Genomic DNA, 15,432 nt, shown 5'->3' on the forward strand with positions numbered 1-15,432 from the left:
GCGGCTGATGAACGGCGGCCCGGATCCTGCTCCCCGGTCGGCTGTAGCGGGATCGTTACGGGACAGGTTCGAGGGCCTGAGTCCATGGTCGCTCCGAGGAGCCCGTTCGGCCGGTGGGACCTGTCCACCCTCGCCGTGCCTCGTTGCGCGAGTTCGGCGGCAGTCGTTAAGGTTTACCTAACCTTAATCAGATGATGAGAAAGTTGCTATGGCGCACCGAGATTTCGTGACCCACCCGCTCGTACTGCGACGCCTCGAGGTGATCCGCGTGCGAGACGTGACGCCGCGGATGCGCCGCGTCACGCTCGGCGGGCCGCAGCTGTTCGCGTTCGAGCGCGACGGTCTCAGCCTCGGCCCGTTCCACGCGCCCGGCTTCGACGACCACGTCAAGGCGATCTTCGCCGCGCCCGACGAGCTCGAGCGCGCGCTGCCCGTGCAGCTCGCAGAGGGCATCGAGTGGCGGGACGCCCCCGCGCGCATCTCCCGCGACTACACGCCCAGGCGGGTGGATCTCGCCGCGGGCGAGGTCGATCTCGACTTCGTGCTGCACGGGGACGGGCCGGCGTCGAACTGGGCGCGCGAGGCCCGCCCGGGCGACGACCTGTGGATCGTGGGGCCCAAGTCGTCGATCGTCTTGCCCGATCGACCGGACTGGGTCGCCCTGATCGGCGACGAGACCGCGTTGCCGGCGATCGGCCGCTTCCTCGACGAGCGCCCTCTCGACGCTCCGGCGCGCATCGTGGTGACGATCAGCGATCCGACCTCCCGTCAGGAGCTCTCGACCCGGCCCGATGACACCGTCGAGTGGGTCGTCGCCGCGCCCACCGACCGCGCCGCGTTGGAGAGAGCCGTGCGGGCCGCGCTTCCCGAGGCGGGCGAGGGCTTCGTCTGGGCCTCGGGAGAGAGCCGGACGCTTCTGCCGCTGCGGCGGTACCTGGGGCGCGAGCGGCGGATCCCGAAGAACCGCATGTGCGTCACCGGTTACTGGCACGCCGACGACGAGCTGGCGCCGGCCCACCCGGAGGTCCCGTCGCCGGTGGCCTGGCTCACGGTGCGAGCGGCGGTCGGCGGCGGTGTGCTCGACGAGCTCGCGGACCGTCCCGGGGCCCTGGCGCGAGAGCTGGCGGAGCGGTGCGGGATCGCCGCCGCCGCGCTCGCGGCGATGCTGCCGGTGCTCGTGCACCACGGGATGGTCTCGGTGGCGGAGGAGGGCGGCGCGCTCGCCCTCGGGCCCGCGGGCGAGGCGCTGCTCGCCTCCGATCATGGCCGCGAGGAATTCGACGGGCACGACGGCGACATCGCCCACGCCCTCGCGGCGCTCCCGGAGGCGCTCGCCGCCGGCGGCACGGCGTGGGAGCGCGCGCACGGGGAGACCTTCGCCGATCGGCTGCGGTCCGATGCGGCGCTGTTCGAGGAGCAGTGCGAGGAGGCCGCCATGCTGCGCTTCTTCGCGCTCGCGCTGTTCCGCGACTCGATCTGGGAAGGGGTGCGCCGCGCCCTGCTGCTCGGCCCCGGCGCGGCGGAGATCGCGGACCTCGCACGCGAGGCCGGTCTCGCGGCCGAGCTCGCCGTGGGAGGCGACGGCGTGCAGGCCGGCGTGCTCGCCGGACTGACGGAGCACGCGTCGAGCGATGACGGCGCGGACGTCGACGTCGTCGTGCTCGCCCTGGCGCTGAAGCATCGCACCGACGCGGAGGCCCGGGATCTCCTCGCCTCGCTGCGGGCGCGGGCCGGAGGGCTCGTGGTCGTGGATCCCGCGCGGCCGGATTCCCTGGACCCGCACGCGCACGAGGCCCATGCTCTGGCGCTGGCCGTGAACGGGGCGGGCATGCGGAGCTCGGAAGCGCTCGCCGCTCTCGGCCGCGAGAGCGGATGGAGGCTCGAGCGCTCCGTACCGCTCGGGTGGGGCGTCGAGGCGACGGTGTTCGAGCCGATCCATCCTGCGAACCGGTGATTTGCGAGATCATCAGATGTATGTAAGGGTTGGCTTGCCTAACCCTTCTGAAAGGACTCTCGTGAAGACTTCGCTTCGCACGCTGACCGCCGCGGCGGTCGTGGCCCTCGTGGCATTGACCGGCTGCTCGTCGGCCCCCGCCTCCGACACCGACGACGCCGCGGCGAGCGGCTCGGAGGGCGGCTGGCCGCGGACGATCGCTCACGACGCCGGCGAGACGGACATCCCCGAGGAGCCCCTCACCGTGGTCTCGACGAGCGTCACCCTCACGGGGTCGCTCCTCGCGATCGACGCCCCGCTCACCGCCACGGCCGCCGCCGGCGTCACTCCGCTGACCGACGACAACGGCTTCTTCCTGCAGTGGGCCGAGGTCGCCGAGGAGCGCGGCGTCGAGACCCTGTACCCGGATCTCGAGCTCGACCTCGAGGCGATCGAGCTGGCCGAACCCGACCTCATCATCGGCTCGACCATCGGCGCCGACACCACGCTCGAGGCGTACGACCAGCTGAGCGAGATCGCCCCGACCGTGATGATCGACTACGGCACGCACGACTGGCGGGAGATCATGGGCCAGCTGGGCGAGGCCACCGGCCGCGAGGCCGAGGCCGAGGAGGCGCTGGCCGAGTTCGACGAGTGGGTCGCCGGCGAGGCGGAGAAGATCACGCCCGTCGACGGGCCGGTCGCGGCGCTCTCCTACAACGGCGCCGACCCCTCCATGGTCTTCACCGAGAACAGCTCGCAGGCCGAGATCCTGCAGGCGCTCGGCTTCGACTATCAGGAGCCGGCGGAGGAGCTCGTCGCGCAGCAGCGCTCCGACGCGCTCGGCATCACCCCCGAGAACCTGCCGGCCGCGCTCGGCGACATGAGCGCGCTGTTCATGGTGAGCATCGAGCGCGACGGCGTCGAGGGCGTCAAGAGCGACCCGCTGCTCCAGAACGCGCAGGCGGTCGCCGACGACACCGTCGTCTCGATCGGATCCACCTCGTTCCGCATCGACCCCTACAGCGCGCGCCTGATGGTCGAAGCGGTCGTGGAGGCCTTCGGCTCCCAGCAGTGAGCTCCGGAACCCGATTCGTCACGGTCGCGACCGCGAGCCTCGTCGTGCTCGCGGTCGCGACCGTCCTGAGCCTGGGCCTGGGCTCCCACCCGGTCGCCCCGGGCGCCGTCGTCGACGCGCTGCTGCGCTTCGATCCGTCTGACGACGATCACCTGATCGTCGTCAGCTCGCGCCTGCCCCGGGCCGCGCTGTGCATCGTCGTGGGGGTCGGCCTCTCGGTCGCCGGGGCGGTCATGCAGTCGCTGACGCGCAACCCGCTCGCCGAGCCGGGCCTGCTCGGCCTCAACGCCGGCGCCTCGCTCGCGGTGGTCGTCGGCATCGTCTTCTTCGGGGTGACCGACCTCGTCGGCTATCTCGGCTTCGCCTTCCTCGGGGCCGCGCTCGCGGCCGTCGCCGTCTACGCGCTCGGCACCGCCCACCGCTCGGGCGCCACCCCCGCCCGCATGGCGCTCGCGGGCGCCGCCATCGCCATGTTCCTGAGCGCGATCACCACGGCCGTGCTGCTGAGCCGCGAGTCCGCCTACGACCAGTTCCGCTTCTGGGCCGTCGGCACCCTGCAGGGGCGCGGCCTCGAGGTGACGGCCACGGTGCTGCCCTTCATCGCGGTCGGCGCCGTCGGGGCGCTGCTGCTCGCCCGCCCGCTGAACGCGCTCGCGCTCGGCGACGACAGCGCGCGCTCGCTCGGCGTGTCGGCGCCGCTGTCCCGGGGCGGCGGCGGCCTCGTGGTCGTGCTGCTCGCCGGCGCCGCCACGGCCGCCGCCGGCCCCATCGGCTTCATCGGCCTCGTCGCACCGCACGTCGTGAGGATGCTCGTGGGATCCGACCACCGCTTCCTCATCCCAGCGACGCTCGTGGTGGGACCGGCGACGCTCATGGTCGCCGACGTGCTCGGCCGGGTGGTCATCGCCCCCGGTGAGATCCCGACGGCGGTCGCGGCGGCCATCATCGGCGGTCCGGTGTTCGTCGCCCTCGTCCGCAGCAGGAGGAAGATCGCAGGATGACCGCCTCTCCGCCCCCCATCGTCCGCGGCCGCCCGCTGCGGATCGGCCCCTGCAGCGCGCGCATCGACACGAGGATCGCCGGGCTCGCCCTCGTCCTCCTGATCATCCTCCTCGCGATCGGGGCGATCAGCCTCGTCCTCGGCTCCGTCACCCTCGGCCCGCTCGAGGTCATGCAGGCGCTGTTCGGGATCGGCGAGGAGCGCAGCGTGCGGACCGTGCAGGGCCGCCGCCTGCCGCGCCTCCTCTGCGCGCTGCTCGTCGGCGCCGCCCTCGGCGTCGCGGGCTGCGTCTTCCAGAGCCTCTCCCGCAACGCCCTCGGGTCGCCCGACATCATCGGCTTCACGTCGGGCGCCGCGACGGGCGCCGTCGCCCAGATCACGATCTTCGGCGGGGGCGTGCTCGAGACCGCGCTCGCGGCGGTGGTGGGCGGCCTGGTCACGGCGTTCGCGGTGTACCTGCTCGCCCGGAAGGATCGCGTCACCGGCGGGATCCGCCTCGTGCTCGTCGGCATCGGCATCGGCGCGATCATGGCCGCGGTCACCGATCTGCTGCTCGTGCGCGCGGGCGTCGCGCAGGCCTCGGCCGCCCAGGTCTGGCAGTCGGGCTCCCTGACCGGGCGCGGCTGGCCCCACGTGTGGAGCCTCGTCGCGGCCCTCGCCGTGCTGCTCCCGCTCGTCCTCGCGCTCGTGCGAGCGCTGCGCATGATCGAGATGGGCGACGACGTCGCCGCGGGGCTCGGGATCGCCGTCGAGCGCATCCGCTTCAGCGTGCTCGTCGTGGGGGTCCTGCTCACGGCGGTCGCCACAGCCGTGGCCGGCCCGATCGCGTTCGTCGCGCTCGCGGCGCCGCAGATCGTCGTCCGGGTGGCCCGGCGGGGAAGCGTGCTCGTGGTCCTCTCCGCGCTCATGGGCGCCATCCTGCTCGCCCTGGCCGACATCGTCTCCCAGCACATCGAGATCGGCCTGCGCCTGCCCATCGGCATCGTCACATCCATCATCGGCGGGCTGTACCTCATCTGGCTGCTCGCCCGCCGCGTCTGAACCCGCCCGCCATGAATCCGGAAGAGGCCATCGCCACCATGAACGTCCCGACGCTGTCCGCCGAGTCCCTCCGCGTCGGCTACCACGCCGCCCCCGTGATCGACGGGCTCGACCTCGCGGTGCCCACCGGCGGGTTCACCGCGATCGTCGGCCCCAACGCCTGCGGCAAGTCGACGCTGCTGCGGGCGCTCGGGCGGATGCTGCGGCCCGACGCGGGACGAGTCGTGCTCGACGGCCGCGCGATCGGGGAGCTGCGCAGCAAGGAGTTCGCCCGTCGTGTCGGCCTGCTGCCCCAGTCGCCGGTGACGCCCGACGCCATCACCGTCGGGGATCTCGTGGCGCGCGGCCGCTATCCGCATCAGAGCCTGCTGCGGCAGTGGTCGAACGACGACGAGCGGATCGTCGCCGACGCGCTCGAGGAGGTCGGCATGCGCGAGTTCTCCGACCGCATGGTCGACGAGCTCTCGGGCGGCCAGCGTCAGCGGGTGTGGATCGCGATGGCGCTGGCGCAGGAGACCGGCATCCTGCTGCTCGACGAGCCGACGACCTTCCTCGACATCGCGCACCAGATCGAGGTGCTCGAGCTGTGCGCCCGCCTCACCGCTCGCGGACGGACGGTGGTCGCGGTGCTGCACGATCTCAACCTCGCCGCGCGCTACGCCGACCACATGGTGGCCATGCACGCGGGGGAGATCATCGCCGAGGGCGAGGCGTCCCGGGTCGTCACGCCCGCCGTGCTCAAGCGGGCCTACGCGCTGGACGCGATCGTGCTGGAGGACCCGGAGACCGGCCGCCCGCTCGTCGTGCCCCGGGCGAGGCAGCAGCGGGGGAGCGAGTCGTGAGCTTCCCCGTGCCGCCGCGCGGCGAGGGGCCGACGACCATGGCGGTGCCCCCGCACGTCGCCCGCCCGGATCCGGTTCCGCGCGTGCGGAGCCCCCGCGTCGACGCGCTCGGAGCCTTCCCCGGGGCCGACCGGCTCGCCGCGTTCTGGGATGAGGTCGCGGCCGTCGGCGCACCGCTCATCGAGGACGAGGCCGGCGGATCCTGCACCTACACCTTCGTGCACCGCGGAGCGCCGGGAACCGAGCGGGTCGCACTGCTCGGCAACAAGATCGCCGACCCGCAGACGCTCGAGCACGCCCTCTTCGAGCACCTGCCCGGCACCGACCTCTGGTGGCTCAGCCTCCGTCTCGGCTCCGCCTGGCGCGGCAGCTACGCCATCGCCGCGCAGGCGGGCCCGAGACCCGAGCCGCCGGAAGCGAGGAGGGCGCTGATCGAGCAGCGCCGCGCGCGGTCCCTCGCCGTGACCGACACGGCGGGGCGCCGCAGCGTCGAGGAGTGGTACGAGCTGCAGTACTACGCCGCACCGGATCCGCTCGCCCGCGAGACCGCCCGGATCGGCGGGCCGCTGCCGTCCGTCGCCGCGGGGCCGAGCGCTCCGGCGCCGATCCCGCTGCGCCCGGCCGAGACCCCCGGGCGGATCGTGCCCGTCGGAGACGAGCGCCGCGCCGCGCTGTGGTGGCACATCCCCGCCGGCCCGCCGCCCGACGAGTGGGAGGTGCTCGTGCTGCTCGACGGCGAACGCTGGCTCGACTCGGCGGCCGCCCTCGACGCCTGGCAGGCGTCGGAGGTGCTGCCGCCGACGATCGCGCTGCTCGTCGGGTCGGGGCCGATGGAGCAGCGAGTGCAAGACCTCACCTGCTCGCCCGAGCTCGTCGCCGACCTGGTGCGCGTGCTCGACCGCGCGGGCGCCGATGCCGAGCGGCTCTTCGGGGCGCCGCTGACCTCGGAGCCCGCCCGCACGCGGATCGTCGGGCAGAGCCTCGGCGGGCTGACTGCGCTCTACGCCCAGTGCGCGGCGCCGCAGCGCTTCGGCGTGTCCGTGTGCCAGTCCGGATCCTTCTGGTGGCCGCACCCGGACGCGCCGGGCGGGGCGGAGTGGCTCACCCGCTCGATCCGGGAGAGCGAACCCGGCCTCGGCACGGTGTCGCTCGAGGTGGGCCTGCAGGAGTGGGTGCTGCTCGAGCCGACCCGGCGGCTGCGCGACGCCCTCGCGGGATCCTGCGACCGCATCTCGTACCGCGAGTTCGACGGCGGGCACGACGAGGCCTGCTGGTCGACCACGCTGCCGGAGCTGCTGCGCGAGACGGTCGAGGTGGCGCGGCGTGACTAGTGCGGGCCTGAACATCGGGATCGCCGTCTCGCCCACCTGGCTGCGGGGCGAGGCGTGGCGCGCCGCGGACAGCCGGGTCGAGGAGCTGTTCGACCTGGCGCCGTTCACCGACCTCGCCGCGGCCGCCGAGGCGGCGCACCTCGACTTCCTGTTCGCGCCCGACGCCGGCCACCTCGACCCGCGCGTGCTCGACCGCTCGCCGGGTTTCAGCACCCACGACTCCCACACCCTCGTCACGGCGCTCGCCGCGCGGACCTCGCGGATCGGCGTCGTGCCGACGGTGCAGACCCTGTTCGCCTCGCCCTACACGGCGGCGCGCCAGCTCATGTCGCTGCATCGGCTCAGCGGGGGACGGGCCGGCTGGAACGCGGTGACCGCGCTCGGCGGCGGGGCCAACCACGGTCTCGGCACCCCGCCCGGTTCCGAGGAGCGCTACGCCCGCGCCCGCGCCTTCGTCGACACCGTTCGCGAGCTGTGGCGGCGCTACCCGGCAGAGGCGCTGCTGCTCGACCGTGCGGAGGGCCGGTTCGCGGAGGCGCGGCGGGTGCGGACGGTCGACCGCGACGACGGGCACTTCAGCGTCGCCGGGCCGCTCACCGTCGCCGCCCACCCGTCGGGCGACCCGCCCCTCTTCCAGGCCGGCGGGTCCGCGGCCGGCATCGCGTTCGCCGGGGCGACGGCGGACGCGGTCTTCGCCGTGGCCGCGACGGAGGCGGATGCGGTCGCCCAGCGCGCCGCGCTGAGCGCCGCCGCCGAGCGCGCCGGTCGACCCGCCGACGCCGTGCGATTCCTGCCCGGGCTCGTGGTGACGCTCGCCGAGAGCCGGGCGGAGGCCGAGCGCGCGGCGGACGCGCAGCGCGCCTCCCGCGGCCCCGCGCACTGGGCGGTGACCGGCACGCCCGGTGACGCCGTCGCCGCCATCGCGGCTCGCGCCGAGACCGGTGCGATCGACGGATTCATCGCGCTCGCCGGCGGATCGTGGCGATCCGTCGAGCTGTTCCTCGGAGAGGTCGTGCCGGCGCTCGCCGCGGAGGGTCTCTTCCGCGACGCGTACGCCGGACGCGGGCTGCGCGAGCACCTCGGCCTGCGGTGAGGGATGCGGTCGCTCGGCCGCGTACGGCATGATCGACCCATGGCATCAGAGGCCCGGGCGCAGGATCTGCGCACCCTCGTCGCGCTCCGCCGCGTGCGCGACCGCATCGACCGCGAGTTCGCCGAGCCCCTCGACGTCGAGGAACTCGCCCGCGGGGCGCACATGTCCGCCGGGCACCTGAGCCGGCAGTACAAGCGGGCCTACGGCGAATCCCCGTACTCGTACCTGATGACCCGCCGGATCGAGCGGGCCATGATCCTGCTGCGCGAGAGCGACCTGAGCGTCACGGAGATCTGCCTGATCGTGGGGTACGCCTCGCTCGGCACGTTCAGCCTGCGCTTCACCGAGCTCGTCGGAGTGCCGCCCAGCGAGTACCGCGCGTCGGGCGCCGACGCCTTCGCGGGGATGGCCCCGTGCATCGTCAGGCAGGTCGCGCGGCCGATCCGGAGGCCGCCCTCCGCCTGATCCGGATCCCTCGCCCCGGCAACCCGTCAGGAATCGAGAAGCGCCCGCGGCAGCGGTGCGCATATCGTGAGGCCATGAGCATCACGATCAGCAACAGCTTCCTGCCCCTCGTCGATCCGGAGGCGTCGCTCGCCTTCTACCGGGACGCGCTCGGCTTCGAGGTGCGGCTCGACGTGGGATCCGGCGACATGCGCTGGATCACGGTCGGACCGCCGAACCAGCCCGACACCGCCATCGTGCTGCACCCTCCGCTCGCGAACCCCGGGCTCACCGAGGAGGAGGGGCGGACGCTGATGGAGATCGTCGCCAAGGGCAGCTACTTCGGAGTGAACCTCGCGACCGACGACCTGGACGCCACCTTCGCGAGGCTGGAGGCGTCGGGCGCCGAGATCGTGCAGGAGCCGATGGACCAGCAGTGGGGCGCCCGGGACTGCGCGCTCCGGGATCCGGCCGGGAACATGCTGCGGATCCAGCAGGCGTAGGCGCGAATCCGGGCGGATCGACCGTAGACGCGCTCCCGCTCAAGAGGGAAAATGGGAGGATGAGTCCCGACGACCCGCTCGCGCTCGAGCGACAGGTCTGCTTCGCGCTGACCGTCGCCTCGCGCAACATCGTGGCCGCCTACAAGCCCGCGCTCGATCCCCTCGGCATCACCCACCCGCAGTACCTGGTGCTCCTCGCGCTGTGGAAGCACCGCACGCTCGCGCTCGGTCCGCTCGCACAGATGCTCCACCAGGACGCGTCGACGCTCTCCCCGGTCATCAAGCGCCTGGAGGGCCAGGGCCTCGTGCGGCGGCAGCGCAGTTTCGAGGACGAGCGGCGGCTCGACATCTCGCTCACCCCCGACGGCCTCGCGCTCCGCTCCCGGGCCGAGCAGGTGCCCGTGGAGATGGCGAGGCGGCTCCGCATGAGCGTCGAGGAGCTCACCGAGCTGCACTCGTCGATGGTGCGCGTCATCGAGGCCAGCAGAAGGGCGCTGGACTCCTGACCGAACCGACCTCCGGCGCCGCACCCGCGCGGCGCCCTCCCGCCACCCTGCTGGTCGTCGCAGCCGTCTTCTCCGTGCAGTTCGGCAACGCCCTCGCCGGCGCGTACTTCGAGCGTCTGGGCCCGCTCGGGGCCGCGGCGCTCCGTCTCGCGCTCGGGGCTGCGATCCTCGCGCTCGCCGTCCGGCCGCGCGTCCGCGGTTGGACGCTGCGCACCTGGATCGGCGCGCTCGTCCTCGGCGCCGGCCTCGGCGGCATGAACGCCCTGATCTACCTCGCGATCGACGAGATCCCGATCGGCATCGCCGTGACGGTGGAGCTGCTCGGCCCGCTCGCCGTCGCGGCGGCGGGGATCCGTCGCCCGCTCGACGTCGCGTGGGTGCTCCTCGCCGTCGGTGGCGTCGCACTCCTCGGCTTCGATCCAGGCAAGGCGCTCTCGCTGCCGGGCCTGCTGCTCGCGGCCGGCGCCGCAGCGTTCTGGGCGATGTACATCGTCGCCTCGTCGCGACTGGGACCCCGCGTGCGCGGCGTCGACGGGCTCGCCGTGGCGATGATCGTGGCCGCGCTCGTGGTGGTGCCCTTCGGGGCGGGGCACGCCGTCGCAGCGGTGGGCGCCGACCCGTGGCTGCTCGTCGTCTTCGCGGGGGTCGCGCTGCTCACCTCGGCGCTGCCGTACGCGCTCGAGTTCACCGCGCTGAAGACGATGTCCTCGCGCGTCTTCGGCGTGCTCTCGAGCCTCGGCCCCGCCGTCGCCGCGCTCGCGGGCCTGATCGTGCTGCAGCAGAGCCTCTCGACGGCCCAGGTGGTCGCGCTCGCGCTCGTCACCGCGGCGAGCGCCGGGGTCATCGCGACCTCGCGGCGGGTGTGACCGCTCGCGTCTTCGCTAGGCTGGGAGCATGACGATCCCGCCCCCCGGCAACCAGTCCCCGCAGTACCAGGCGCCCCAGTACCAGCCTCCGCAGTACCAGCAGCCGTACTACCTGCAGCAGGTGCCGAGCTCGAGCAACGGACTCGCCATCGCCTCGATGATCGTGGGCGTGGTGGGCCTGCTGTTCGCGATCTGGGCGTGGATCCCGTTCGTCGGCTTCGTGTTCGGGGTGCTCGGCCTGCTCTGCGGCGTCCCCGCCGTGATCATCGGGCACTTCGGGCTGAACCGCTCGAAGGTGCCGGGCATCTCGGGGCGCGGGCAGGCGATCACCGGGCTGATCACCGGCTACGTGACGATCGCCATGTCGATCGGGTTCCCGCTGCTCGTCTCGCTCTTCCTGTTCGGCATCGGCAGCGTCGCGGGGGGATCGCCCTACTACTCCTGACCCTCGGAAGCTGGGGAGCGGCGAGATCGGGGCCGGTCCTCCGGTCGACTCGGAGGCGAACTCGTCTCCGAGCGACTACGCCCTGCGGTACTGCGCCGTCACGGGGCACTCGAACGGGTCGCCCGCCGCGAGCCCGACGCGATTGAGGTACGCGATGACGATCCCGTAGGAGCGCCAGAGCGTGGTCTCGGTGTAGGGAACGCCGAGGGTCGCGCAGTGCTCGCGCACGATCTCGCGAGCCTTCGAGAGGTGCGGGCGGGGCATGCTCGGGAACAGGTGGTGCTCGACCTGGTAGTTGAGGCCGCCCATCAGTATTGTCGCCCACCATCCGCCCGAGACGTTGCGGGAGGTGCGCACCTGCTTGGTGAAGAAGTCGAGCTTCGCGTCGTGCGCGATCACGGGCATGCCCTTGTGATTCGGAGCGAATGACGCGCCCATGTAGACGCCGAAGACCGCGAGCTGCACCCCGAGGAACGCGAAGGCCATGCCGATCGGGAGGAACAGGAAGAGCGGTGTGAGCAGCAGCGCGAAGCGAGCGGCGATCATGCCGAGCTCCGTCCAGCGCTGCTTCACCGGACCGGGCGAGACGAGATGCTTGACGCCGAGGTAGTGCAGGTTGAGCCCCTCGAGCGTGAGCAGCGGGAAGAACAGCCATCCCTGCCTGCGGGTGATCATCCCGCGCAGGCCCCGCGCCTCGGCGGCGTCCTCCTCGAGGAACGAGATCGTGTCGACCTCGATGTCGGGATCCTTGCCCACCCGGTTCGGATTCGCGTGGTGCCGGGTGTGCTTCGAATCCCACCACGAGTAGCTCATACCGACGAAGCCGATGAGTGCCCGCGCAAGCCGGTCGTTCGCCGGGCCCGTGCTGAGGATCTGGCGATGAGCCGCTTCGTGTGCGAGGAAGGCGACCTGCGTGAAGAGCAGGCCGAGCGCCGCGGCGATCAGCAGCTGGAACCAGCTGTCACCCAGCAGCACGAAGCCGGTGATCGCGCCTCCGAATCCGACCGCGAGCAGGGCGCCCACGGAGGCGTAGAACCACCCGGCCCGCCTGAGCAGGCCGCTCTCGCGCACTGCCTGCGACACCTGGGTGTAGGCTCGCGCGACCTTCGGGAAGGTGTCCGTGGTCGCGTAGGCGGGCCGGCTGGTCTTGCGGAGCGGACCGAGACGGCCTTCCGGGAGCTGCGTGGTGACGATGGGGGAATCCGTTTCGATCGGCGGAGCCGGGGCTTCGGGAAGAGCCAAAGGCGGCTGCCGATCGCTGCCCTCAGACTACGGGGTCGCAGGTGCATGCGCCGGAATGCCCAGGAGATGCACACCTCCGCGGCCCTGGGTATCGGGACGGGGCCTCCCCGGCGAAAGCGGGGGCCGCAACCGGATGCGTCGTCGTTCCTATCATTTGCTTCGGTTTGCTCGATGATCTGATGATCAATTTTCGGTATCGCCACTGAGGGAATCTTGTTGTACGGCGTACACTTCTGAAGTGTCGGCGCGGCATCGCCGCGTCGGGACCGGGGAACACGCACATGGGACGCGCACAGCAGCAGGGCGCGCCGACTTGGGAGAAGGCGGCGGCGGATCCCGCGCGCCACTACGGGGCTCGATCCGCTCCCGAGCGGGTGGAGCGCGTGATCTCGGCGATCCTCGAGCCGGGCAGCACGGTGCTGCTGCTGGGCGAATCGGGGAACGGGAAGTCCCGCCTCGCGGAAGAGGCGGCGTACGGGCTCGCGGACCGCCTCGGAGAGCCGACCGCGGTGACCATCATGTCGCCGCCCCCGCCGGAGACGAGCGGCATCGCGACGGTGTTCGGCTTCCACTTCCCGCAGATCTTCGGCGCGGCGGAGACGGGCGGCGTCGACGCCGCCGAGACCGGGGAGGGGTTCGAGGTGCGGGATCCCGCCGCGCTCGCCGCACGCCTGGTCGATGTGATCGTGGCCTCCGCGGAGGGCAGGGAGCCCGTGATCGTCGCCCCCGCCGTCGACGAGTATCCGCCTCTGAGCGCCTACCTGCTCGACGCCCTCGTCCGATCCCGACGGGCCCGGGTCATCGCGACGGCCAGGAACCTCAGCCGGGCCGCCGACCGCATCACGCAGGGCCCCAGGGTGCAGCGGATCGTCGTCGAGCCCCTGAGCCCGGCGGAGAGCGGCAGGTATCTCGCCGAGCTGCTCGGCGGCGAACTCATCGAGGAGAGCACGCTCCGCCGCTGGCACGCGGCGACCGGAGGCAACGCCTACGCGCTGAGCGTGCTCGCCCTCACCCTCGAGCGGCGGGGGAGGCTCCAGCGCAGCAGGGGCGTGATCTGGGCGGATCCGGGGGACGACGACGTGCCGGAGGAGCTCGCGGCGCTGGTCGAGGAGGGGTGCAGCGAGGCGGAACTGCGCACGCTCGAGGTGCTCGCCCAGGCGGAGCCGCTGTTCGAGACCGCCCTGCTGCGGGAGCTCGACGCCCAGAGCATCGCCTCCCTGCTCGACCGGGGGATGATCGTCTCGCGGATGCGCCCCACCGGCGAGATCGCCCTGCAGAGCGCGCACCCCCTGATGGCGGCGGCCCTGCGGGTCCGCATGCCGCCCGCGCGGCGAGCCGACATCAGCGACGCGCTCTTCCGCGCCCTCGACGCCGATCGCGGCACCGTCGACCCCACGGGCCGTCCGCAGCTGCTGCTGCGCATGGTCGCGCTCGGTCTCGACTCCGGTCGCGCCCTGTCGCTGCACTGGCTCTGGACGGCCTTCGAGATCCTGAGCCGGGGCGGCGATCCGCGCCTCATCCTCCGGATCGTCCTCGAGATCGCCGCGCATCCCGAGGCTGACGCGGGCAGGGCGGGCATCGCGGCGCTGCACGCCGGTCGCATCTCCCGCCTGCTCGGAGACCGCGTCAGCCTGCTCCGCGCGAGCGCGCTGATCCGGAACGTCCTCTCCGAGGCTCCCCCTCCGGGCTCCGCGGAGGCCGGGCCGGGCGCGCTGGACGACGCCACGAGCATGACCGAGCCGCTCTGGGCGAGCCTGCACCTCTTCCTCATCGAGGGTGCGCTGCGGGAGCATCGCGCCGCAGCCGCCTTCGCCGAGCTCGACCGGGTCGAGGCGACGCTGCAGCAGCCGATCGCCGTGGAGATGCTGCGCAGCGCGCGGGTGCTGATGCTCGCCTACACGGGCCAGCTGCGAGCCGCGGCGGAGCACTGTCCCGATCCCGGCATCACGACCGAGCTCGGCATCGAGTGGGCGCGATCGCCGGCCCGCGCGGTCTCCGCGCTGCTGCTGCAGCAGCGGGGCAGGATCCGGGAGGGGGTGCTCAGCGCCGAGCAGGCTCGCGCCCTGGCCGCGCTCGGCGAGCGCCCGCGCGACGACATGGCCGAGCTGCAGGGCATCTGCTGGTTCCTCGCCTACTGGGCGAGCGGAAGCACGGGCGCCGGGCGCCACATCCTGCAGGAGATGGAGCAGCGCGCGACCGCCGACGTGCACGCCGAAGCGCACTACACGGGCCTCGTCGAGATCGGGGAGGTGCTGTTCTCGCTGCAGGAGGGGAGATGGCGGAGAACCGCTCAGCGCGCCGAGCGGGTGCTGGCGCGGCTGCGCGAGCGCGACCTGTACGGCGCCGCCCCGCTCGCCCACGCCGCTCTCGCCCTCGCCCTCGCCGCGCTCGGGGAGCGCGATGCGGCGGCCCGCGCGATCCGCGCCGCCGAGATCCCCATGCCGGGCATCGCGCAGGCCGCCGGCGGCCACCTGCGCAGGCTGGTGCTCTCGGCGCGCCAGTGGATCCGGGATCCGGACACCGTCGAGCACGCCCGCGAGGCGGTCGAGTGGGCCGCGAACGAGGGTCTCGAGCTCTCCGAGCTGCGGGCCCTGCACGTCTGGGTCACCGAGGATCCCCGCTCCGCCGCCGACCATCTGCCGCGCGTGGAGGAGCTCGCCGCCGAGAGCGACTCGCCCGTCGCCGCAGCGCTCCTGACCCACGTCTCCCGGTTGGTGCGGCAGCCCGAGGGGCCCGTCTGGGAGGGCGCCGACGTGCGGGTGCTCGCCGAGCTCGGGGTCTGGCCGCCGCCGCCCGTCGCCCCCGAGCTCTCGGCCCGCGAGCGGGAGATCGCCCTGCTCGTCTCGCTCGGCTACTCGAACCGCGCGGTCGCCGAGCGCTTCCACCTCTCGCCGCGCACCGTCGAGGCCCACATCGCGCACGCCTTCACGAAGCTCGGCGTGACGAGCCGGGAGGAGCTCCGGCTCTGGTTCGCGCGGGAGCGCGAGGGCGGCTGATCGGGCGCACCCGTCTCCGGCAGGCTCGGCTCGCCCGGAGACAGGTGCGCCAGGCGCGCCTCAGTGCTCGTCCGCGAGGCGCTGCTGCCTGCGAGGCACTCGTTCCTCGCGC

14 protein-coding genes are annotated in these 15,432 nt (G+C 73.1%); 13 read left to right on the forward strand and 1 reads right to left on the reverse strand.

Features of this window, described 5'->3' with window-relative positions:
- Positions 1-208 precede the first annotated feature (208 nt).
- The 12 genes from JD276_RS01780 to JD276_RS01835 all read left to right on the forward strand — a co-directional run bounded on the left by JD276_RS01780 (position 209) and on the right by JD276_RS01835 (position 11,082).
- Positions 209-1,954: a siderophore-interacting protein gene (locus JD276_RS01780; protein WP_200113173.1), complete on the forward strand. Its 1,746-nt coding sequence runs from the start codon at positions 209-211 to the stop codon at positions 1,952-1,954.
- 61 nt (positions 1,955-2,015) lie between these two features.
- Positions 2,016-3,011 carry a Fe2+-enterobactin ABC transporter substrate-binding protein gene (gene fepB, locus JD276_RS01785; RefSeq protein WP_307866390.1) on the forward strand — a complete coding sequence of 332 codons (996 nt, stop codon included), beginning with the start codon at positions 2,016-2,018 and terminating at the stop codon, positions 3,009-3,011.
- The gene (locus JD276_RS01790; RefSeq protein ID WP_307866391.1) at positions 3,008-4,012 is read left to right on the forward strand and encodes a FecCD family ABC transporter permease; all 1,005 of its coding nucleotides are present in this window, start codon (positions 3,008-3,010) and stop codon (positions 4,010-4,012) included. The genes fepB and JD276_RS01790 overlap by 4 nt, the downstream gene beginning before the upstream one ends.
- Positions 4,009-5,052: a FecCD family ABC transporter permease gene (locus tag JD276_RS01795; protein ID WP_200113178.1), complete on the forward strand. Its 1,044-nt coding sequence runs from the start codon at positions 4,009-4,011 to the stop codon at positions 5,050-5,052. Before JD276_RS01790 ends, JD276_RS01795 begins: the two co-directional genes overlap by 4 nt.
- Positions 5,053-5,063: 11 nt before the next feature.
- A complete protein-coding gene (locus JD276_RS01800) occupies positions 5,064-5,894 on the forward strand; it encodes an ABC transporter ATP-binding protein (RefSeq protein WP_233615166.1) in 831 nt (276 codons plus the stop codon).
- Positions 5,891-7,225, forward strand: a complete 1,335-nt coding sequence (locus JD276_RS01805; protein ID WP_200113180.1) for an enterochelin esterase domain-containing protein — start codon at positions 5,891-5,893, stop codon at positions 7,223-7,225. Before JD276_RS01800 ends, JD276_RS01805 begins: the two co-directional genes overlap by 4 nt.
- Positions 7,218-8,318, forward strand: coding sequence for an LLM class flavin-dependent oxidoreductase (locus JD276_RS01810; RefSeq protein ID WP_200113182.1), 1,101 nt, complete (start codon positions 7,218-7,220; stop codon positions 8,316-8,318). Before JD276_RS01805 ends, JD276_RS01810 begins: the two co-directional genes overlap by 8 nt.
- A gap of 39 nt (positions 8,319-8,357) precedes the next feature.
- Positions 8,358-8,783 (forward strand): helix-turn-helix transcriptional regulator, encoded by a 426-nt coding sequence (locus JD276_RS01815; protein ID WP_200113184.1) that lies wholly within the window; start codon positions 8,358-8,360, stop codon positions 8,781-8,783.
- Between the two features lie 74 nt (positions 8,784-8,857).
- A complete protein-coding gene (locus JD276_RS01820) occupies positions 8,858-9,265 on the forward strand; it encodes a VOC family protein (RefSeq protein WP_200113186.1) in 408 nt (135 codons plus the stop codon).
- A gap of 59 nt (positions 9,266-9,324) precedes the next feature.
- Positions 9,325-9,771: a MarR family winged helix-turn-helix transcriptional regulator gene (locus JD276_RS01825; protein ID WP_200113188.1), complete on the forward strand. Its 447-nt coding sequence runs from the start codon at positions 9,325-9,327 to the stop codon at positions 9,769-9,771.
- Between the two features lie 74 nt (positions 9,772-9,845).
- A complete protein-coding gene (locus tag JD276_RS01830; RefSeq protein ID WP_307866392.1) occupies positions 9,846-10,637 on the forward strand; it encodes an EamA family transporter in 792 nt (263 codons plus the stop codon).
- 28 nt (positions 10,638-10,665) lie between these two features.
- Positions 10,666-11,082 (forward strand): DUF4190 domain-containing protein, encoded by a 417-nt coding sequence (locus JD276_RS01835; protein WP_200113190.1) that lies wholly within the window; start codon positions 10,666-10,668, stop codon positions 11,080-11,082.
- 75 nt (positions 11,083-11,157) lie between these two features.
- Here the strand turns inward: JD276_RS01835 and JD276_RS01840 are convergent, their stop codons facing one another.
- A complete protein-coding gene (locus JD276_RS01840; protein WP_372432806.1) occupies positions 11,158-12,276 on the reverse strand; it encodes a fatty acid desaturase family protein in 1,119 nt (372 codons plus the stop codon).
- A 329-nt stretch (positions 12,277-12,605) separates the two neighbouring features.
- Here JD276_RS01840 and JD276_RS01845 point away from each other — a divergent pair, with 329 nt between their 5' ends.
- The gene (locus tag JD276_RS01845) at positions 12,606-15,320 is read left to right on the forward strand and encodes a helix-turn-helix domain-containing protein (protein WP_200113192.1); all 2,715 of its coding nucleotides are present in this window, start codon (positions 12,606-12,608) and stop codon (positions 15,318-15,320) included.
- The last annotated feature ends 112 nt before the right edge of the window (positions 15,321-15,432 follow it).

Origin of the sequence: Leucobacter chromiisoli, assembly GCF_016522505.1 — a bacterium.
Classification (GTDB): domain Bacteria; phylum Actinomycetota; class Actinomycetes; order Actinomycetales; family Microbacteriaceae; genus Leucobacter; species Leucobacter chromiisoli.